Here is an 18,654-nt window from a genome sequence, read left to right as displayed (position 1 = left end):
ATCGGCGAATCGGGCATAAGAGCGGGATGCGCATGCCCGTGCTCAGCCCTCTCGCGATGCTCGTGCTGATCGATGTCGGGTCGGTTGCGATGGCGGCCGCGCCGGCCGATCCGCGCGCGCTCGAACTGGCTTGGCACCGCTGCCTGCGGGAATCCTACGCCCACCAGCCGCCCGGCCAGAGCCGGGCCGGGGACGAGCGCAACGCCCTCGACGAATGCAAGGCCCAGGAGGATGCCTTCGTGGCCTCGCTGATGGCCGCCGGACCGACGCAGGATGGCCGGACCGGGACCGTCTGGTCCCGGACCTGGGCGGCGTTCGTGGAGCCGCTCACCGCCTGGATCGGCGGTCTCCGGCGCTGACGCCGCCGGTCAGGAGGTCGACCACTCGCGCTTCACCTCGTCGGCCGGCCGGTCGAGATGGACCTTGCCGCCCTCGACGGCCCGGACGAAATCGAGCGGGATGTAGTGGTGCAGGCCGCCCGCCGCTGCATCGCGCTTGGTCAGCTTGATCTCGCCTTTGTCGATGTGATCGACGGTGCCGACATGGGCCCCGTCCGAGCCAACAACCTCGGCGTGTTCCTGAATCTGGGCGGCATCAACCATCGGTTTTCTCCCTGTCGTGCCGCGTCAAACCGCGCGCCGGGCGGCGCAGTTCCGGGCCGCGCCATCCAGACCCAGGCCGTCGGGGGGGGCGGGCTCCGCGGCGTCGCACCGCGCGGGCGCCGCTGAACCGGTGCAGGCGCGGCTCGTTGATCCGCCATGACCGATTCAACGCCCGCCCCGCTGGACCAAGTCGCCGACGCCCGTCGGCACGAGATGGCGACCGAGCACCTGCTGTTCGGCACGATCCGCTTCCTCGCCCAGCGCCATCCGGAGCTGCTGGACGAGCTCGACCGCAGCCTGGACCACCTATGGGACCGGGCCGAGGGTGCGGAGCGGGACGACGCGGCCGTGCGCAAGATCGCTAGCCGCATCATCAAGAGCCTGCGGGCGGAGAGCTAGAGCATCGTCCCGAAAGGTGGCCGCCGGCTTTCGGAAAGAGACGATGCCAATCAAAAAGCTAGCGCGTTGTGCCGGTTCCGATATCTGGCACGACGCGCTAGCGGGGCGATCCGGTCGCCCTGCATTCCGGAGACCGCTACTGGCGCGCGCAGCCGATGCAGATGCCGCGGGTGATCGCGTCGTTGCGCTGCTCGAGCGGGCTGCGCCGCTCGATGCTGCCGGTCTCGTTGGGTCCGAGCGCGCCGGGGTTCGGCACCGTCTGGCCGGTGGCCGCAGTGTGGGGTGCTTTCGCGGCCGTGGCCGGGCCACCGCCGGTTCCCGTCTGGCTCACGGGTTGGGCCCAGACGGGCTGCGTGCCCAGGGCCAGAACGACGAGCGTGGCGATCTTGAGTGGCGCGCGCATAGGTACCTCCCGGCGCTTTTTATCTGCGTGGAACTGACGCACCTGCCGGTCGAAAGTTCCGTTCTCGCGCATGAGCGGGATGCAAGGATCACCTTCGCGTGGCGCTCGGCTGGCTGGGATCACGGCCCCACCATCCGGGGTATCGACTAAGCCCTATTGAGGCTTGCCGGCCAAGCTGGAGCGCCGGTTAGTGGCACCCTCACGATCGAGGGGCTCACCATGAACCCGACCGTCAAGGCGGTGCTGCTGAACGAGCGGGCCAGTGTCCTGGCCGCCATCGCGGCCCGTGAGGGGACCGTGTCCGATCTGCTGGTTCAATTGAACGGCGTCGAGAACGACATCTGGCGGTTGCGCCACCGGCTCATCGATCTGGAAGCCTATCTGATCGGCCAGCGGGTCGAGTTGACGGAGGATGCGTCACCACCGGAGGTCGCCGCCGTCGCAGCACCGAGCGACGCGCCCGGCCTGCCGGCCTGCAAGCCCCTCGACGACTTCGTCCGCCACAGGTCCGGAAAGCGGAAGCTCCTCGCCGAGGTCGCGCCCCGCCTCATTGAGGATGCGCGCCGGTCGAGCTGAGCGCGCCGACGGGATTGCCCCGTGGCCCTGTCCTGGGGCCTATCTAGACCCCGCGCGGATTCGAGAGGGGTGAGGGATGGGCAACCGGGATGGCGCCGGCGCGTCGAGCGCACGGATCGCAGAAGTCCAGCGCCTCGCGACCGCCCTGGCTGCCCGGGTCCGGTACGCGCAGCTGGTCCAGCGGCCGGTCTACGAGGAGCAGATCAACGCCCTGGTCGGCGCCGCGCGGCTCCTCGACGAGGAGAGGGTGCCGTGGCCGCCCATGGTCGAAGAGGTGCTGATGGAGCTGGCCAAGTCCCTGGACGGCTCCGGCACGGAGGAGGATGCCGAGGCGCCGGATCCGGCCGGGGAGGGCCGTTAAGTCTCTGCATCATTAAGAAAAATCGCCGAGCCAGCGCAGCGAGCGTCGCAGGCGGTCGGTGCCACCCTGGGCGAACCACAGCCCGTGCGCGAAGATCACGGCGTCGGGCTTGAGCGCGACGAGTTCCGCCGCGGCCCGCGCGGCATCGCGCCGGCGCAGCTTGATCACGAGGCGCAGATAGGGCGGCGGCTGGCCCCCCGGCGCGGTCATGCCGGCCAGGCGCAGCAGCGGCCGCAGGAGCGCCGGCATCTTGGCCGGCTCCAGGTTGAGCACGAGATCGGTCAGAACAAGCGTCCGGCTGCGCCCATGGAAGAACGCGACCTCGCGGAAGCCGAGGCCGCCCGGGACCACGATCTGGCGCAGGTCCGAGGCCCATTCGGGCGGCGCCCCATCGTCGAGCACGCGGTCGATCCGCAGGCCGGCGCGGCGGACCTGGCGGCGTTGGCGCAGGTTCGGGGCGGCCCAGGTCAAGGCGTCCGGGCAATGGCTCTGCCAGTCCTTCAGGAAGGTCCAATGGGCGATATTGGGCGCGACGAGGTGGCGGATCGGCCCCAGCGCCGCGATCGCCCGGTGCAGGGCCGCATCGTAGCGCGTCGGCGAGTGGAGCCACAGGCTGCCGTCGCCGAGCCGGATCACCGTCATCCGGACGGGAAGCGGCATCCCGAGGATCCGCAGGGGACCGCTGTCGACGATCCAGACGCCCTCGGCCACGGGCTTGAGCACGTCGAGGGGCGGATACGTCGCTTCAGGCAAGGCCCGGTCCTCTCGGTTGCCTCCGGCGTCACGGCCGGATCGTCAGGCAACCGGCGGAGGGCGCAGGATTTCCCGGATGGATCGCCGCAGCCCTGATTCCTCAGCTCAGGCCTGGAGATAACCTGTGGCAGGCGCGGCGGTCGCGAGAGCGCGCTGTTCCAAGTGGTGATCGTCAGCCAGCCCGCGAGCGGCTCCACGCCTCGTCCAACACTTCGGATGGGGCCAGCTTGAGGGCGATGCTCCTCGCGCACCGTTTAAAAGCGACCTGCTCCCGAACGCATTGTTCGTCGTTCGATCTAAATTGGGTTCGATAACCTGCCTCGTGCTTATTAATTTCTGTCTATAGATCTAAAATTATGCTCACAATAGTACCGATTGCGAAATTCTTCGACGGCTTGATTTGTGTTGTATATCGATTGACCGGCGATGTTGTGATTTATAATTTGCGCGCTGCTCGCTGGAGGACCATCAAGATAAGACGTCGTTTGATGTGAGTGATACGATAAGTTATAGTCATGCGAATGCTGCAGTATAAAAATTCCGGCGCGTTGATATTGTTGTCCGATACGATCGGCTGAGAGCGTGAACGACGATGCAACTTGAGCGGATTTGGAGCGTTGCATCGAGGTGTCTCTCTCAGATCCCTCTTGGTGCTTAGGACGAACCAGAACAGTTCTGGATGTTGAGGAGCATCCGCGGAGAGACCCGATCACTGTCGCTGGATTTGTGCTGATCAACGAAGAAACCCTAGTCCAACGCTGTTGTAAGGAAAATATGATGGGCATTCCCTACGCGTTGAAGAATCCATGCCATCCGGGCGCTTTTATGCGCCGCAATATCGTCGAACCCCGCAATTTGACCGTGATGGCCGCGGCCGCCCTTCTCGGCGTCACCCGCCAATCGCTGTCCGATTTCCTGAGTGAGAAGACCAGTCTATCTGCTGAACTGGCTTTCAAAATCGAAAAGACGTTCGGATTTGAAATGGAAGCCATGATGGAGATGCAGAAGCAGTTCGACATCGCCAAGGTGCGGAAGCGCGAGCAGGCTCGTCAGAGCCAGTTCCGGGGCCAAACAAAGCCGCAAGCGACCGGGCTTTTGCGCGCATTCGGGTAGGACTGTCTCGCTGCCGGGATGCGACCCGACATCCAGCTGCCGGGTCGCCCGTTGAAGCCACGGAATGACCGGCCGAGGGCCCTCAGGATCATAGGGCGGGAAAAAGGGAGGCGGTCGAGCGTTTCCTACGACCCTGTGGGCTCGTACTCGGTAATTCTCCACCGCTCCGTTGCCGACTCCCTCGGCGACCATCGCGACCAACGTCGCGATCGAGGCAGCCGGGTCGAGGCGATCCCGCTATCGAAAGGGCCGCCGACACAGGTGTCCCGGCATCGCATCCGGTAACGACGGCCGCCACCCAGCGGGTGATCCATAAGAGCTGGTCGGATGCCTCGCCGGGCTCACCCCGCCTGGAACGGCCGATGCTTGTCGTCATCGGTATCCGTCGCCGCGCCTTTCGGTACGGTGCTGGTGTCGACCATGGTCCGCTGGTCTCGCTGAGGATCCGGAAAGTCCGTCAACGCGCGCCAGGGCGTCGCTGGCACGCCCATCCGGAAACCGCCCGATGACCGGAACAGCCAGGCCGCGACGAGCATCCAGGGCACGACGAAGAAAACGAAAGCACTGAGTCCCACGACGATCCTCCTTGGGCGGCACGCTCACTGGAAGAACGCGGGAGAAGCCGCCATCGATCCTGGCGGCCGCTACAGCACGCGCCGCCGAAGTGGATACCGGTTCGGCGTTAGCGAGGGCGTTGAATCAACGGCTCTAAGACGACGCCACCAAGTTGCTGCGGATTCCGGCACCGAACCCACCGATCAGACGGTCATACTCGGCCTCGGCCGTGCCGTAGCTGTCGCCCGCGAGGTCGAGCAGGCCCTCGCGGTCGATGATCTCGACGAGGCCGCGGTGCGTGCGCACGAAGCCGTCCCGCTCAAGCCGTCTCAGGGCGGCCGTCACACCGGGCCGTTCGACGCCCAGCATCAGCGACATGAACTCGTGCGTGACCATCACGGCGTCGCCGTCGCTCCGGTCCTGGTACATCAGCAACCACCGGGCCAGCCGCATCGGGGTGTTGCCCCGCGCATTGGCGAAGGCCGTCTGCGCGGTCTGGGCGAAGTGGGTGTGGATGTAGCGGAGCAGCACGAGGCGCATGGCCGGACGTGCCTCCACCACCCCGAGCAGCACGCGCGCATCGATCGACAGCATGTGGCCGGGCGCCTGCACGAAATGTGTGTAGGGGGTGCGGTCGTCACCGAGCAGGACGGGGGCGGCCCCGACCAAACCTTCACGGCCGATCAGCCCGATCTCCACCCGGCCGCGCGCGCCGTCGTTCGTCACGGAGACGATGCCGGTCTCCACGAAGTAGGCGGTCTCGATCTTCGTTTTGGGGGCGATCAGGATCTGCCGGACGGCCATGTCTTCCGGGCGCAACGCGGGCTGCAGCGCCAAGAAATCGTCCGGTGCGAGCGCCCGGAGAAGGCGGTTGCCCAGATCGGCCTGCTGAAGCTGTGCCACGGGGTCTCATGCGTATCGGGCCAGGGCACAAGCGGTCCCTCAATCGTCGACGCCCTGGACGTAGCCGACAACCCACCTCCGCTAAGGCCTGGTTTCGGTCGCTGCAACGTAAGAATTTGACAGAAAAGTGCGTCCGAATGCCGTCTTCGATCCAATGTAAATTTCTTACCATTGGGCTTTTCGATGCATTGGCGCGTCATGCGGATACGATCCCACGCGAACGACCGCATTTGCACCGGAACGGTGCTGACGATCGAGTCAGACGCCTGATCTCCATCTTTCGGGATGAGGTTTGATCTGTCCGATATCGCATGATCATCTCGGACGTATCGGTCGACGTCCGGTCCTCGCCCGGCTGCGGCATGGCCTGCGACGACCTCCTGAGCCTGCGCTGCCTGTCCAGCCGACGCTCAGCCCCCGACCTCGCCGAGCAGCGTCTGGACGAAGCGGCGGGTGCGCGGATCGGCGGGCCGGGCGAACAGCTCGGCGGGCGGGCCCTGCTCCACGAAGGTGCCGCCGTCGAGGAACACCACCGCGTCGGCGACCCGCCGGGCGAGGCGCAGGTCGTGGGTCGCCATCAGCATGGTCATGCCCTCGCGGGCGAGGCCGGCCAGCACGTCCACCACCTCGGCGGCGAGCTCGGGATCCAGCGCCGAAGTCGGCTCGTCGCAGAGCAGCAGGCGCGGGGAGGGGGCCAGCGCCCGGGCGATCGCCACGCGCTGCTGCTGGCCGCCGGAGAGGCTCGCCGGCCAGGCCTCGGCCTTGTGGGCGAGGCCGACCCGCTCCAGCAATTCCAGCGCCCGGACCCGCGCCGCCGCCTTCGGCCATTTGCCGACCGTGATCAGCCCCTCGGTGATGTTCTCGATCACCGTGCGGTGGGGAAACAGCTGGAAATTCTGGAACACCATGCCGGTCTGGCGGCGCACCGCGAGCACGTCCCGCCGGGCCGGCGGCGCGCCGGGCCGGAAGTCGAGGCGCTGATCGCCGAGCACGAGCGTGCCGGCCTGCGGGATCTCCAGCAGGTTCACGCAGCGCAGCAGCGTCGACTTGCCCGAGCCGGACGGCCCGATCAGCGCCGTGACCTGGCCCTCCGGCACCGTCAGGTCGATGCCGCGCAGGATCGGAGTGTCGCCGAAGCGCTTTTCGATGGCCTGGAGGGCGATCATGCCCGGGCCTCCAGATAGCCGCCATAGCGTCCGAGCCGCCGCTCCAGCCGGCTCTGGAGCCAGGACAGGGCGGAGCACAGCACGAGGTAGATGAGCGCCGCCTCGACATAGAGGATCAGCGGCTCGTAGGTGACTGCGACGATGCGCTGGGCCGCCTGGAACATCTCCGGCACCGTGATGGCGGCGGCGAGCGAGGTATCCTTCACCAGGGCGATGAAGGTGTTGGACAGGGACGGCACCGCCACCCGCGCCGCCTGCGGCAGGATCGTGCGGCGCATCGCCTGGGCCGGGGTCATGCCGGTGGCGTAGGCGGCCTCCCACTGCCCCTTCGGGATCGACGCGATCGCGGCGCGCACGATCTCGGACGCGTAGGCGCCGATATTGAGGGTGAAGCCGATCACCGCGGCCGGAAACGCATCGATCAGGATGCCGACGCTCGGCAGGCCGTAGAAGATCACGAACAGCTGGACGAGGAGCGGTGTGCCGCGAAAAATCCAGACATAGGTCCAGGCCAGGGCCGCCAGCGGCCGCGGCCCGAACAGCCGCGTGAGGGCGATCACCAGGGCGAGGCTCAGCCCGAGCACGAAGGCGATCAGCGTCAGCGGTATCGTGAACCGGAGACAGGCTTCGAGCAGCGGCCCGAGCGACTGGAGCATGAGGTCGAGCCAGTGCGGCACGGGACGGTGTTTCCTGCAGGATCGGGCGAGGGTCTATACGGGTTTGCGGCGCGGGCCGCGCGGGATTTTGCCGGCTCTATCGGGGGCGGGCCGATTCCCGCACCGCGTTGCGGACCATCCACGCCTCGGAATGACACCCTGTCCAGGCATGACACGCGCGCGCCCCGCTGCGACCAGCAGAAGCAAGGGCATCCGGATGTGAGGCGGGTCCCCTCTCCCGTGCGGGAGAGGGACAGGGTGAGGGATGCGACCTCTCCGGAAGACCCCGGTCCCTCACCCCGACCCTCTCCCGCACGGGAGAGGGGGCATGTCGCGATCTGCGTGGACCGATATGGGCACGTCGTCACCCCCAGAAGGGGAGGGCGCGTATCTACTGCGAAACGTCCGCCCCGAAATACGTCTGCGCGATCGCCGCGTAGCTGCCGTCCGCCTTGATCTCCGCGAGCGCCTTGTCGATGGCCGCCTTCAGGGCGGGGTTGTTCTTGCGCAGGAGGATGCCGGAGGCGTCCGCGTCGTCCTTCTGGGCGACGATCTTCACCGGCGCGTTCGGCTGCTTCTTGTGGAAGTCGAGGAACGACACGTTGTCGTTGAGGGTGGCATCGGCGCGGCCGGTGACGACCAACTGGATCGACTGGTCGAACCCGTCGGTGCCGACCAGCTCGGCCCCGGCCTCGGTGGCGAGCCGCGCGAAGTTGCTGCTCAGGCTCTGGGCGGACTTCTTGCCCTTCAGGTCGGCGAAAGACTTGATCGCGGTGTTGTCGGCCCGGGTGATCACCACGGCGCGGGAGCGGATATACGGCTCGGAGAAGTCGAACTTCGCCTGGCGCTCCTTGGTGATGCTGACTTGGTTGATCACCACGTCGTAGCGCTTGGCGTCGAGCCCGGCGATCAGGCCGTCCCACTTGCCCTCGACGAACTGCGGCGTGACACCGAGCTTCTCGGCGACCTTGCGGCCGATCTCCACGTCGAAGCCAACCAGCGCCCCGGAGGCGTCGTGGAAGCTGAACGGCGCGTAGGTCCCCTCGGTGCCGATCCGCAGGGTCTTGGCGGCGCGGATCGCGTCGAGGTCGTCGGCCCGCGCCGGCGCGCCGAGGAGAAGCGCGGCTGCGGCGAAAACGGCCGCGACGGAGGCGGAAACAATACGCATCACGATGAACTCCAGATCGATCGTCTCGAACCTCACCCGGACCGCCTGTTCGGAAGGCCGGGACGACTGGGTCGGGACGGGAAAACGGGGCGGCTCGTCGCCGAGTCGTCACCGACGGCGCCAAACCACGTGTCCTATACCAAGCGTGGCCGTTGGCGCCTACGCCGCCCCGGCGCAGGTCCATCGCCGGAAAGCAAGGTCTTCCAAGATGCTGCGGAATTCTCGCGGATTGGTTCTTCCGGTCCGTGAACCGGCCCGGCATTCGGCGCGGGGCGAACCGGCCCGGCAGCGTGAGTCGCTGATGGGCCAAGACCTTGATCCAAGACTGTTTCCGGCTCCCCGGCTCCACTTCGCGCCTTTGGGATGACAGGGGGGACGGTCGAGCGTCGATCGGGCCTTCAAGCTGTTGGTAAGGAAGAATATTTTCTTCGGGCCGAGATCGGGCTTCTGGCCGGATGTCATCGCAGCGTCGCGAGACCCACATTCGCCGCGGCGAGCGCGACGACGACCACGGCGGCGACGCCGAGGATCGTGGTCTGGATCCAGCGCCGCTGGCGCGCGGCCTCGCCCCCGGCGAGCTGGACCGCCATCTCGATCTTGCCGGGCGAGGCCATCAGCAGAAACGCCGCGGCGACGTTGTGGACCGCCATGAACCACAGGACATCGACGCCCAGCGCGCGGGCGATCGCCGCCTGGGTGGCGGCGAACATGGCGTTGGCGCCGCTGTTGGACCCGGTCACGAAGCCACCCGCCGCCGCCACGAACGGGGCGGCGGCCAGATAGGCCGTCCCGGCCCCGGCCAGCGTCCGGGCCAGGAAGGCGGCCATCCCCGAGACCGCCATCAGCACGCCGAGCCCGATGAACAGGCCGGTGACCGGCGCCACCTGCACCCACGCGGTCCAGGCTTTCCGCAACGGAGGCGCGGGCGGCACGCCGCGCGCGAACCAGGCCGTCGCCACGAACAGCCAGAGTGCCGGAGAGGCGAGATAGCGCCATGCCCCGGACAAGCCGGCAAGCGTCGTGGTGAGCCCGCCGGCGATCAACACGCCCCCGAGCAGCACGCCGTAGGCCTGGACGGCCCGAAGCCCGCTCGCCCCGAGGCTCACGCGCCCCCGCTGCGGTGCCCAGAGGAGGTGAAGCGCGATCACAACCAGCGCCCCGAGCGCTCCGGCCGGCGGTGTCCCGATCACCGCGTTGACCGCCGTCACCGCAAGCGTCAGCACCAGCCCGGAGAGGATGCCCTGCCACACGGCTCGGCCGCGGCCGTCCGGGGCGCTGGCGAGCCAGGCCGCCACGACGCCCGTGACCGCGAAGGGGATGACGCTGAGGCAGGCGGACCGGACGCCGAGCGCCTGGAACGGGATGTCGGCCAGGGTGGCGGCGATCAGCGTCCCCGGCGCCATCGAGCCCCACGGGACCGCGCAGAGGCCGAGCAGCCCGATCACCGCCACCGTGCGGGCCGGCAGGCCGAAGCACGCGAGCAGGGGAATCCCGATGGTGACGCCGATGCCGAAGCCCGTCACCGATTCGGCGAAGGGCGTAATGCCGTGGACCACGAGCAGCACCGCCCCGACCCCGTGCCCCGCTCGTCCGCGGAGCCAATCCGCCAGCGCGGCCTGCGCCCCGGCATGGCGCAGGGTCTCGGACAGGAGCAGGCCGCCGGCGACGATGAGCAGGACTTCCGCCAGGATGGGCAGCCAGTGGATCAGGATGTCCGGTATGGCGGCCGGGGGAATCGGAAAGCCCAGCCCGATCGCCAGGCCGGCGGCGGCGGTGCCGAGCAGGGCGGCGCTCAGGGATCGCAGGCCCAGCGCCAGGGCCAGCAGGACGGTGACGACCGGCAGGGCGCTGAGGAGGGCGGGCAGGAGCAGGGGCATAAACGAGTCGTGGAATTGCAGATCAGCAATTATTTTTGCATATCTGCATGAGTCAAGGGGAGGGCGGGCGTGACCGGCGAGACGCAGGCGCAGGACATCCTGTTCGGCAACGCGGTGCGCACCCGCCGCACCCAGCTCGGCGTCACCCTGGATCAGCTCGCCGAGACCAGCGGCGTCTCCGCCGCCGCCCTGTCGCGGGTCGAGCGCGGCCTGCTCAGCCCGACCCTGCGCAATGCCCTGGCCATCGCCCGCGGCCTGGGCTGCGAGCTCGCGGACCTCGTCGAGCGCCAGCCCGTGGAGATCACGCGCACGGGCGAGAACCTGCGGTTCTTCGACGAGGCGACCGGCATCGAGCGCCTCGCCCTGGCGCGCCCGTCATCCGAGGTCGAGCTGCTGCACTACACGGTGCCGCCCGGCGCCACGTCGAGCCGGTTCGCCGCGCACAAGGCCGGAAGCCGCGAGATCTTTCACATCCTGTCGGGACGCCTGGAGATCCATACGACCCGGGAAGTCATCACCCTGGAGGGCGGCGACACGGCGACGATCCGGGTCGATGTCGAGCACTGGTTCGTGAATGTCGGCCCCGTGGTGAGCAAGCTCATCCTGCTGATCCTGTCGGCGTAAGGCTTGCGCCATCCGTACCGGCGCCGCGCAAACACATCGCGGCTTTTGTCGAGCCCGCGCCGGGACGGGCGTTGATCTCGGATGATCCTTCGGCACAGTGCCGGCGTTTCGCCGATCCGGGGCGGCCGCGTGGCCCCGGAGCGGCCCGGATCGGTCTTTTCCTGTGAGCCGGCGCGCGCGGCCCGCCCCGGTGGAGGATCGCGCATGAGTTCGCCTGCCCAGCCCTACCGGGGCGTCTTCCCGGTCGCCCCCACGGTGTTCGATGCCGCGGGCAACCTCGACCTCGACGGGCAGCGCCGGGCGATCGACTTCATGATCGACGCCGGCAGCCACGGCCTCTGCATCCTGGCCAACTTTTCCGAGCAGTTCGTCCTCACCGACGCCGAGCGCGAGACCGTGATGCACGCGGTGCTCGACCACGTCGCCGGCCGGGTGCCGGTGATCGTGACGACCACGCATTTCGCCACGCAGGTCTGCGCCGAGCGCTCGCGCCGGGCGCAAGAAGCCGGGGCCGCCATGGTGATGGTCATGCCGCCCTATCACGGCGCCACGATCCGGGTGCCGGAGCTCGGCATCTACGACTTCTTCCGCGGCGTCTCGGACGCGATCGCGATCCCGATCATGATCCAGGACGCGCCGGTGGCGGGCACGCCGCTCTCGGCCGCGTTCCTGGCCCGCATGGCCCGGGAGATCGAAAACGTCTCCTACTTCAAGATCGAGACCCCCGGGGCGGCGGGCAAGCTGCGCGAGCTGATCGCGCAGGGCGGCGACGCGGTGGTCGGCCCCTGGGATGGCGAGGAGGCGATCACCCTGATGGCCGATCTCGATGCCGGCGCCACCGGGGCGATGACCGGCGGCGCCTATCCGGACGGCATCCGCCAGATCACCGACGCCTACGCGGCCGGCCGCCGGAGCGAGGCGCTCGACGCCTACGCGCGCTGGCTGCCGCTGATCAACCACGAGAACCGGCAATGCGGGCTGCTCGCCTGCAAGGCGCTGATGGCCGAGGGCGGCATCATCGCCCACGAGACCGCCCGCCTGCCGCTCCAGCCGCTCCATCCCGACACGCGCGCGGCGCTGATCGAGCTGGCGCGGCGGAACGATGCGCTGGTGCTGCGCTGGGGGCGGTGAGGTTTATTTGCTGGGGGCGGGCGGCGGTCTGACAGACGCGCGGTCCTCCCTCGCTGTGAGGCTCACATCGGCGTCAGTGAGACGCGAGGGACTCCCTCTCCCGTGCGGGAGAGGGTTGGGGTGAGGGGACTGGTTCTTCCGGAAAGCGCGCATCCCTCACCCTGTCCCTCTCCCGCACGGGAGAGGGGACCCGCGCTTCATCCGACGATGTGGGGAGCCGGCAGCCCTGCGAGCGAGGCAGAGGGGATCCCCACTCTTACGCCGGAGCTGAAACGCCGCCCTCCGGATCAGTTCGACCGCCCGGCCGAACCCCGCCCCAACACCCCCGACAACCGCCGCACCGCCTCCCGCGCCAGGTCCGGGCTGATGGCGAAGCAGATGCGGACCAGGCCTTCGCCCGCGGGGCCGAAGGCGGTGCCCGGGGCGACGCCGACCTTGGCGTCGCGCAGCAGGCGGTAGGCGAGTTCGAGGCTCGGCTCGTCGCCGGCGATCCGGGGCATGAGGTAGAAGGCGCCGTCCGGCGCCGCCACGGTCACGCCGGGCAGGCGCGCGAGCCCCTCGACCAGGATCGCCCTCGCCTCGGCGCAGCGGTCGACCATGGTGCGGATGAAGCCGTCGCCCTCGTCGAGGGCCGCCACGCAGGCGTGCTGGATGAAGGTCGGGATCGAGGTGGTGCTGTACTGGCCGAGCTTGGCGAAGGTCGGCGCCAGGCCCCGGGGAAAGATCACCCAGCCGGCACGCCAGCCGGTCATCGCCCAGTTCTTCGAGAAGGTGTTGGTCACGATCAGCCGGTCGTCCTCCGTGCAGATCTGCAGGAAGGACGGCGCGATCTGGTTGCCGTAGGTGAAGTGCGCGTAGACCTCGTCCGACAAGATCCACAGGCCGCGCGCGCGGGCGAGGTCGCGCAAGGCCGTCATCTCGGGCAGCGGCATGGTCCAACCCGTCGGGTTCGAGGGCGAGTTGACCATGATCACCCGGGTGCGCGGCGTCAGTGCCGCTTCGATGTCGGCGAGCGGCAGCGTGAAGCGCCCATCCGGCTGGATCCGGTAGGGCACGGTCACCGGCACGCCGCCGGTGATGCGGACCGCCTCGGCCAGGTTCGGCCAGGCCGGGGAGGGGATGATGATCTCGTCGCCCGGCTCCAGCAGGGCCTGGGCCGCCTGCATGATCGCGTTCATGCCGCCGGCCGTGACGGCGAAGCGGTCGGCCGGGACGTCCACGCCCCAGTGCCGGGCATGGTAGGCACTGAGCGCTGCCCGCAGGGCCGGCAGGCCGAGCGAGGTGGTGTAGCGGGTATGCCCGGCCTGCATCGCCCGGTGCGCCGCCTCGACGATGAAGGGCGGCGTCGGCAGGTCGCCCTCGCCGATCCAGAGCTTGACCACGTCCGGGTCGTCCCGGCCGCGATCCGCCACCAGCCCGATCTGGCTCGTCCCGATGCCGCGGATGCGTTCCGAGAGCGCGGCAGCGAGGTCGACGGGCGCGTCGAGGAAGGCGGCGGCAACGGGTTCGGCCATGGGGCGACGGGTCTCGTGGTGTCCGGGGAGCGGCGTGTCGCGCGGCGCGGTGGCCCGAGGGCGGGCACCGTGCTTGCAAGCGCCCGATCGTTCGGGGAATCGCCCCGAACCTGCCGTGTCCGGCCGCGCGCGTCCAGGCCTGCACGCCCGCCGCGACTGTCCTGTGATTATCGACTTTTCAGAAATTTCTGAAATTGCTATAAGCCGAGTCGCAGATCCCGAGCCGGGAGACCCATCGTGCTCGACACCCTCGATCCCCTGATCCTCGCCCGCATCCAGTTCGGCTTCACGGTGGCGTTCCACATCGTGTTCCCGGCCTTCTCGATCGGGCTCGCGAGCTTCCTCGCCGTGCTGGAGGGCCTGTTTCTCGCCACCGGCCGGCAGGTCTTCATGGACCTGTTCAAGTACTGGTTGAAGATCTTCGCCATCGCGTTCGCCATGGGCGTCGTCTCCGGCCTGGTGATGTCCTACCAGTTCGGCACCAACTGGTCGGTCTTCTCCGACAAGACCGGGCCGGTGCTCGGCCCGATGATGGCCTACGAGGTGCTGTCGGCCTTCTTCCTGGAGGCGGGCTTCCTCGGGGTGATGCTGTTCGGCATGAGCAAGGTCGGGCCGCGGCTGCACTTCGCCGCGACCCTGATGGTGGCGTTCGGGACCTTCTTCTCGGCGTTCTGGATCCTGTCGGTGAATTCCTGGATGCAGACGCCGGCGGGCTACGGCACCAACGCCGAGGGCCAGTTCGTGCCGCTGGACTGGTGGGCGATCGTGTTCAACCCGTCCTTCCCGTTCCGCCTCGTCCACATGGTGCTGGCGGCCTACCTGACGACCGCCCTGGTGGTCGGCGCGGTCGGCGCCTGGCACCTGCTGCGCGACCGGGCCAACCCGGCGGCCCGGACGATGTTCTCGATGGCGATGTGGATGGCCGCCCTGGTGGCGCCGGTCCAGATCTTTGCCGGCGACGCGCACGGGCTCAACACCCTCGAGCACCAGCCCGCCAAGGTCATGGCCATGGAGGGCCACTTCCAGAGCCATCCGGACGGCGCGCCGCTGGTGCTGTTCGGCCTGCCCGACCAGGAGGCCGGCACGATCCGCTACGCGGTGGAGATCCCGAAGCTGTCCTCGCTGGTGCTCAAGCACAGCCTGGACGCGCCGCTCGCCGGCCTCGACAGCCTGCCCCGGAAGGACTGGCCGCCGGTGCCGATCGTGTTCTGGTCGTTCCGCATCATGGTCGGGCTCGGCATGCTGATGCTGCTCCTCGGCGCGATCAGCCTGCTCGCCCGCTGGCGCGGGGCGCTCTACCGGTGGCGCCCGCTGCACCGCTTCGCGGTCGCCATGGGCCCGGCCGGCTTCGTGGCGGTGCTCGCCGGCTGGATCACCACCGAGGTCGGGCGCCAGCCCTACACGGTCTACGGCCTGCTGCGGACCGCGCAATCCGCCTCGCCGCTCCACGGCCCGGCGGTGGCCGCCTCGCTCACCGCGTTCGTGGTGATCTATTTTTCCGTCTTCGCCATGGGGGTTCTGTACATCCTGCGCCTGATGGCCCAGCCGCCCCATGAAGGCGAGAGCGGGATCGAGCCCGGCGCGCCGATCCGCACCGCCGGCATCACCCCCGCCCCGTCGGTCGATCCCGACCGCCACCTCCAGCCGGCCGAGTGAGGCAGCAGCCATGGTCTACAGCGTCGATCTCACCGTGATCTGGGCGTTCGTGATCGCCTTCGCGGTCTTCGCCTACATCGTCATGGACGGCTTCGATCTCGGCATCGGCATCCTGTTCCCGGCCCTGCGGCCGGGGCCGGAGCGCGACACCGCGATGAACTCGGTCGCCCCGGTCTGGGACGGCAACGAGACCTGGCTGGTTCTGGGCGGCGGTGGGCTGTTCGCGGCCTTCCCGCTGGCCTACGCGGTGATCCTGCCGGCGCTCTACGCGCCGATCATCGCCATGCTGCTCGGGCTGATTTTTCGCGGCGTCGCCTTCGAGTTCCGCTGGCGCGATCCCGGCCACCGGGCGGCCTGGGATGTGGCCTTCACGGGCGGCTCCGTGGTGGCGGCCCTGGCCCAGGGGATCGCGCTGGGCGCACTGCTCCAGGGCATCGCGGTCGAGGGCCGGGCCTATGCCGGCGGTTGGTGGGACTGGCTGACGCCGTTCAGCCTGCTGGTCGGCGTCAGCCTCGTGGTCGCCTACGCGCTGCTCGGGGCGACCTGGCTGGTGATGCGCACGGAAGGGCTGCTCCAGCTCCAGGCCCGCCGGTTCGCCCAGCGCCTGACCATCGCCACCGTGGCGGCGATCGCGCTGGTCAGCGCCGCGACGCCGTTCCTGCAGGGGCGCTACTTCGAGCGCTGGCTGGCGATGCCGAACGTCCTGGTCTCGGCGCAGGTGCCGCTGCTGGTCGCGCTCGCCGCCGTCGCCCTGTGGCGGACCCTGCGGGGCGGGGGCGAGCGGGCGCCGTTCCTGATCGCGCTCGGCCTGTTCGCCCTGTCGTTCCTGGGGCTCGGGATCAGCATCTTCCCCGACGTGGTGCCGGGGCGGATCACGATCTGGCAGGCCGCCGCCCCCGAGGCGAGCCAGATGTTCATGCTGGTCGGCGCCTCGGTCCTGATCCCGATCATCCTGATCTACACCGCGTATTCCTACTGGGTGTTCCGCGGCAAGGTCGACGCGCACGGGTATCACTGATGGCCCCCGCAACCCCGCTCCCGCTCTGGAAACGCCTCGCCTGGTTCGTGGGCCTCTGGGCCGGGAGCATCCTCGGCCTCGGCGCCGTGGCGACGCTCCTCCGGTTCTGGCTCAAGAGCTGATAAGCCGGCAACACCCCCCCGCATTCCCGAGGGGCCTAAAACCGTTCGACGGATCGCCGCCGTGCACCTGCCTCCCCTGATCCAGACCTTCGTGCTGCATTTCGGCGAGATGGGCTCGCGCTGGGGCATCAACCGGACCGTGGGGCAGATCTACGCCCTGCTGTTCGTGGCCGAGCGGCCGCTCAACGCCGACGAGATCGTGGAGCGTCTGGGTGTCTCGCGCTCCAACGTCAGCATGGGGCTCAAGGAGCTGCAGGCCTGGAACCTCGTGCGGCTCCTGCACGTGCCCGGGGACCGGCGGGACTACTTCGCCACCCCGGAGGACATCTGGCAGATCGTCCGCACCCTGGTCGAGGAGCGCAAGAAGCGCGAGATCGACCCGACCCTGACCCTGCTGCGCGAGTTGCTGATGCAGGACGCCGAGTCCGAGGCGGAGCGCCACGCGCAAGGCCGGCTCCGGGAGATGCACGACCTGTTCGAGCTCTTTGCGGGTTGGTACGCCGACGTGCGCCGCCTCGACACCGAGCGCCTGGTCCAGCTCCTCACCCTCGGCGCCAAGGTCCAGAAGGTGCTGGCGATGAAGGACCGCCTGACCGGCCTGCCGGGCCGGCTCGCGGGGCGTCCGGACAAGGAAGCGTGAGGGGCGGTCTTCCGGTGCTGCGGACGTGACGAACAGGTCGCAGCGCCCAACCCCGTCACCCCGGGGCGCCGCAGGCTCCCTCTCCTGTGCGGGCTATCGGATTCTCACATTTCCGGATGTGGCGCGGGTCCCCTCTCCCGCACGGGCTATCGGATTCACAGATCGAGTTCGGCCCTTTTTGCGCGACGGCCCGTGCTTTGGCTCCAGCCTCGGTGCGGGTATCCCCTCGCCCCGCTTGCGGGGAGAGGGCTTCGGCGACCTCGTCGTCGCCGAAGCGAGGCGGCAGCCGAGGGTGAGGGGGCGGTTCCGGACGCGCGCCTCGTTCTGAACCGCCCCCTCACCGCCGCTCCGGCTTCGCCTGCGCTTCCCGCACGGACGACGAGGTCCGTGCGGGCCTCTCCCCGCAAGCGGGGCGAGGGGACCCGCGCTTCGTCCGCAGATGTGTAAGCAACGTAGCCCGTGCGTTGGATATCCGCCGGTCGGTCGCGACCGCACCGTCATTGCGAGCGTAGCGAAGCAACCCAGGGCGGCACGCGATCCCATAATCGAGCGTGACCGGGATCGCTTCGCTGCACGCGCGATGACAACCTCGCCCCGGACACAGAAACCGCGTCCGGGGCAAAGCGGTGTCGCCTACTTCCCGCCGCCGCCACCCTGGGGCGCGACACGCGAGGGCTGGTTGGCGTTGCCGGCGGCGGCGGAATCGTTGGCGATCGAATCCGCCGGCTGTCCCGTCGGCGAGTAGGTGATGGCGCCCTCGGCACCGGTCGCGTTCGACTGCGATGTCACCACCCCGGGGGCGCCGGGCGGCACGACCACCACGGTGCCGGTCGGGGATTCGATCACCTGGGCGGAGGCCGGTCCGACCAAGCAGGTCGCGATGGCGGCGGCGAAAATCATCTTGGTCATGAAGGTCCCTGTCTCTGTCGAGAGGGAAGCTTCGGTCGTGCACAATTGATCCGTCACGAGCCCGCGACTGCGTCATCGTGGGCGGTGGTCAGTTCACCCGGGTCCAGGTCTGGCGCTTGCAGAACACGCTCATCACGCAGCCCGAGACTTCGAGGGCGTTCGGGCCGGTCAGCCGCAGGGAGCCGGAATAGGTCTTTCCGTCGTTCGGGTTGTAGAGCGAGCCGCTGTAGCCCGATCCATCCGCCTGCCTTGCGTCGAGGATCTGGACGCCGACGACGCTGCGGCCCCGCAAGGCCGGGTCCGGGTTCTTGGCGTCGAGGGCCTTTCCGGGGGCGCTGACGATGGTGCCGCAATAGCCGCCGCCGCAGGGGGCGACCTTCACCCGGGAACTGCCGGTCTCGGTGAGCCAGAGGCCGGCCGGATCGGCGGCCAGGGCCGGGCCGCAGACCGGCATCGAAGCGAGCAAAGCCAAGACCGCGCGACGCATCCTCGTTCCTCCCGAACCGGC

At 68.9% G+C, this 18,654-nt stretch carries 23 protein-coding genes; 11 read left to right on the top strand and 12 right to left on the bottom strand.

Annotation, left to right across the window (positions count from 1 at the left end):
- Positions 1-32 precede the first annotated feature (32 nt).
- Positions 33-359 carry a hypothetical protein gene (locus MKL20_RS25055; RefSeq protein WP_244038932.1) on the top strand — a complete coding sequence of 109 codons (327 nt, stop codon included), beginning with the start codon at positions 33-35 and terminating at the stop codon, positions 357-359.
- A gap of 9 nt (positions 360-368) precedes the next feature.
- On the opposite strand, the gene MKL20_RS25050 is transcribed toward MKL20_RS25055, so the two are convergent.
- Complete coding sequence (locus MKL20_RS25050; protein WP_092037671.1) at positions 369-602, bottom strand: DUF2171 domain-containing protein; 234 nt, start codon at positions 600-602, stop codon at positions 369-371.
- 156 nt (positions 603-758) lie between these two features.
- On the opposite strand from MKL20_RS25050, the gene MKL20_RS25045 reads away from it, so the two are divergent.
- Positions 759-1,001 (top strand): hypothetical protein, encoded by a 243-nt coding sequence (locus tag MKL20_RS25045; RefSeq protein WP_243967669.1) that lies wholly within the window; start codon positions 759-761, stop codon positions 999-1,001.
- 136 nt (positions 1,002-1,137) lie between these two features.
- Here MKL20_RS25045 and MKL20_RS25040 read toward each other — a convergent pair whose 3' ends face one another.
- Complete coding sequence (locus tag MKL20_RS25040; RefSeq protein WP_244038931.1) at positions 1,138-1,476, bottom strand: hypothetical protein; 339 nt, start codon at positions 1,474-1,476, stop codon at positions 1,138-1,140.
- 147 nt (positions 1,477-1,623) lie between these two features.
- On the opposite strand from MKL20_RS25040, the gene MKL20_RS25035 reads away from it, so the two are divergent.
- A complete protein-coding gene (locus tag MKL20_RS25035; RefSeq protein WP_243967665.1) occupies positions 1,624-1,980 on the top strand; it encodes a hypothetical protein in 357 nt (118 codons plus the stop codon).
- Positions 1,981-2,056: 76 nt separating this feature from the next.
- Positions 2,057-2,341 carry a hypothetical protein gene (locus MKL20_RS25030; protein WP_244038930.1) on the top strand — a complete coding sequence of 95 codons (285 nt, stop codon included), beginning with the start codon at positions 2,057-2,059 and terminating at the stop codon, positions 2,339-2,341.
- Between the two features lie 12 nt (positions 2,342-2,353).
- Here MKL20_RS25030 and MKL20_RS25025 read toward each other — a convergent pair whose 3' ends face one another.
- On the bottom strand, positions 2,354-3,094 hold the full coding sequence (locus MKL20_RS25025) for a DUF4336 domain-containing protein (RefSeq protein WP_244038929.1): 741 nt from the start codon (positions 3,092-3,094) through the stop codon (positions 2,354-2,356).
- A 777-nt stretch (positions 3,095-3,871) separates the two neighbouring features.
- On the opposite strand from MKL20_RS25025, the gene MKL20_RS25020 reads away from it, so the two are divergent.
- On the top strand, positions 3,872-4,207 hold the full coding sequence (locus tag MKL20_RS25020; protein ID WP_244038928.1) for a HigA family addiction module antitoxin: 336 nt from the start codon (positions 3,872-3,874) through the stop codon (positions 4,205-4,207).
- A gap of 341 nt (positions 4,208-4,548) precedes the next feature.
- Here MKL20_RS25020 and MKL20_RS25015 read toward each other — a convergent pair whose 3' ends face one another.
- From MKL20_RS25015 to MKL20_RS24990, 6 genes are all read right to left on the bottom strand, one after another.
- Positions 4,549-4,782 (bottom strand): hypothetical protein, encoded by a 234-nt coding sequence (locus tag MKL20_RS25015; RefSeq protein ID WP_244038927.1) that lies wholly within the window; start codon positions 4,780-4,782, stop codon positions 4,549-4,551.
- Between the two features lie 133 nt (positions 4,783-4,915).
- Positions 4,916-5,665 (bottom strand): Crp/Fnr family transcriptional regulator, encoded by a 750-nt coding sequence (locus tag MKL20_RS25010; RefSeq protein ID WP_244038926.1) that lies wholly within the window; start codon positions 5,663-5,665, stop codon positions 4,916-4,918.
- A gap of 410 nt (positions 5,666-6,075) precedes the next feature.
- On the bottom strand, positions 6,076-6,831 hold the full coding sequence (locus MKL20_RS25005; RefSeq protein ID WP_244038925.1) for an amino acid ABC transporter ATP-binding protein: 756 nt from the start codon (positions 6,829-6,831) through the stop codon (positions 6,076-6,078).
- A complete protein-coding gene (locus MKL20_RS25000; protein ID WP_243967653.1) occupies positions 6,828-7,508 on the bottom strand; it encodes an amino acid ABC transporter permease in 681 nt (226 codons plus the stop codon). The genes MKL20_RS25005 and MKL20_RS25000 overlap by 4 nt, the downstream gene beginning before the upstream one ends.
- Before the next feature lie 370 nt (positions 7,509-7,878).
- A complete protein-coding gene (locus MKL20_RS24995) occupies positions 7,879-8,655 on the bottom strand; it encodes an amino acid ABC transporter substrate-binding protein (protein WP_244038976.1) in 777 nt (258 codons plus the stop codon).
- A 458-nt stretch (positions 8,656-9,113) separates the two neighbouring features.
- Complete coding sequence (locus MKL20_RS24990) at positions 9,114-10,532, bottom strand: L-lactate permease (RefSeq protein WP_244038924.1); 1,419 nt, start codon at positions 10,530-10,532, stop codon at positions 9,114-9,116.
- A gap of 69 nt (positions 10,533-10,601) precedes the next feature.
- Here MKL20_RS24990 and MKL20_RS24985 point away from each other — a divergent pair, with 69 nt between their 5' ends.
- Together MKL20_RS24985 and MKL20_RS24980 are read left to right on the top strand one after the other, a co-directional pair.
- On the top strand, positions 10,602-11,156 hold the full coding sequence (locus MKL20_RS24985) for a helix-turn-helix domain-containing protein (RefSeq protein ID WP_244038923.1): 555 nt from the start codon (positions 10,602-10,604) through the stop codon (positions 11,154-11,156).
- A gap of 204 nt (positions 11,157-11,360) precedes the next feature.
- Entirely contained in the window at positions 11,361-12,287 is a 927-nt protein-coding gene (locus MKL20_RS24980) for a dihydrodipicolinate synthase family protein (protein ID WP_244038922.1), read from the top strand.
- 287 nt (positions 12,288-12,574) lie between these two features.
- Here the strand turns inward: MKL20_RS24980 and MKL20_RS24975 are convergent, their stop codons facing one another.
- A complete protein-coding gene (locus MKL20_RS24975; protein ID WP_244038921.1) occupies positions 12,575-13,801 on the bottom strand; it encodes a pyridoxal phosphate-dependent aminotransferase in 1,227 nt (408 codons plus the stop codon).
- Between the two features lie 237 nt (positions 13,802-14,038).
- Here MKL20_RS24975 and MKL20_RS24970 point away from each other — a divergent pair, with 237 nt between their 5' ends.
- The 4 genes from MKL20_RS24970 to MKL20_RS24955 all read left to right on the top strand — a co-directional run bounded on the left by MKL20_RS24970 (position 14,039) and on the right by MKL20_RS24955 (position 17,237).
- Positions 14,039-15,457 (top strand): cytochrome ubiquinol oxidase subunit I, encoded by a 1,419-nt coding sequence (locus MKL20_RS24970; RefSeq protein WP_244038920.1) that lies wholly within the window; start codon positions 14,039-14,041, stop codon positions 15,455-15,457.
- A 10-nt stretch (positions 15,458-15,467) separates the two neighbouring features.
- Positions 15,468-16,475, top strand: a complete 1,008-nt coding sequence (gene cydB, locus MKL20_RS24965; RefSeq protein ID WP_243962529.1) for a cytochrome d ubiquinol oxidase subunit II — start codon at positions 15,468-15,470, stop codon at positions 16,473-16,475.
- Complete coding sequence (locus tag MKL20_RS24960) at positions 16,475-16,597, top strand: DUF2474 family protein (protein WP_147856215.1); 123 nt, start codon at positions 16,475-16,477, stop codon at positions 16,595-16,597. The genes cydB and MKL20_RS24960 overlap by 1 nt, the downstream gene beginning before the upstream one ends.
- Before the next feature lie 61 nt (positions 16,598-16,658).
- Entirely contained in the window at positions 16,659-17,237 is a 579-nt protein-coding gene (locus MKL20_RS24955) for a GbsR/MarR family transcriptional regulator (RefSeq protein WP_244038919.1), read from the top strand.
- A gap of 633 nt (positions 17,238-17,870) precedes the next feature.
- Here MKL20_RS24955 and MKL20_RS24950 read toward each other — a convergent pair.
- Together MKL20_RS24950 and MKL20_RS24945 are read right to left on the bottom strand one after the other, a co-directional pair.
- Complete coding sequence (locus MKL20_RS24950) at positions 17,871-18,146, bottom strand: hypothetical protein (protein ID WP_244038918.1); 276 nt, start codon at positions 18,144-18,146, stop codon at positions 17,871-17,873.
- 88 nt (positions 18,147-18,234) lie between these two features.
- On the bottom strand, positions 18,235-18,633 hold the full coding sequence (locus MKL20_RS24945; protein ID WP_243972875.1) for a DUF2147 domain-containing protein: 399 nt from the start codon (positions 18,631-18,633) through the stop codon (positions 18,235-18,237).
- Between the last annotated feature and the right edge of the window lie 21 nt (positions 18,634-18,654).

This window comes from Methylobacterium sp. E-066, assembly GCF_022829635.1.
In the GTDB taxonomy this organism is placed as follows: domain Bacteria; phylum Pseudomonadota; class Alphaproteobacteria; order Rhizobiales; family Beijerinckiaceae; genus Methylobacterium.
The sequence above is the reverse complement of the archived record's forward strand: the minus strand, read 5'-3'. Positions and strand labels throughout refer to the sequence as shown.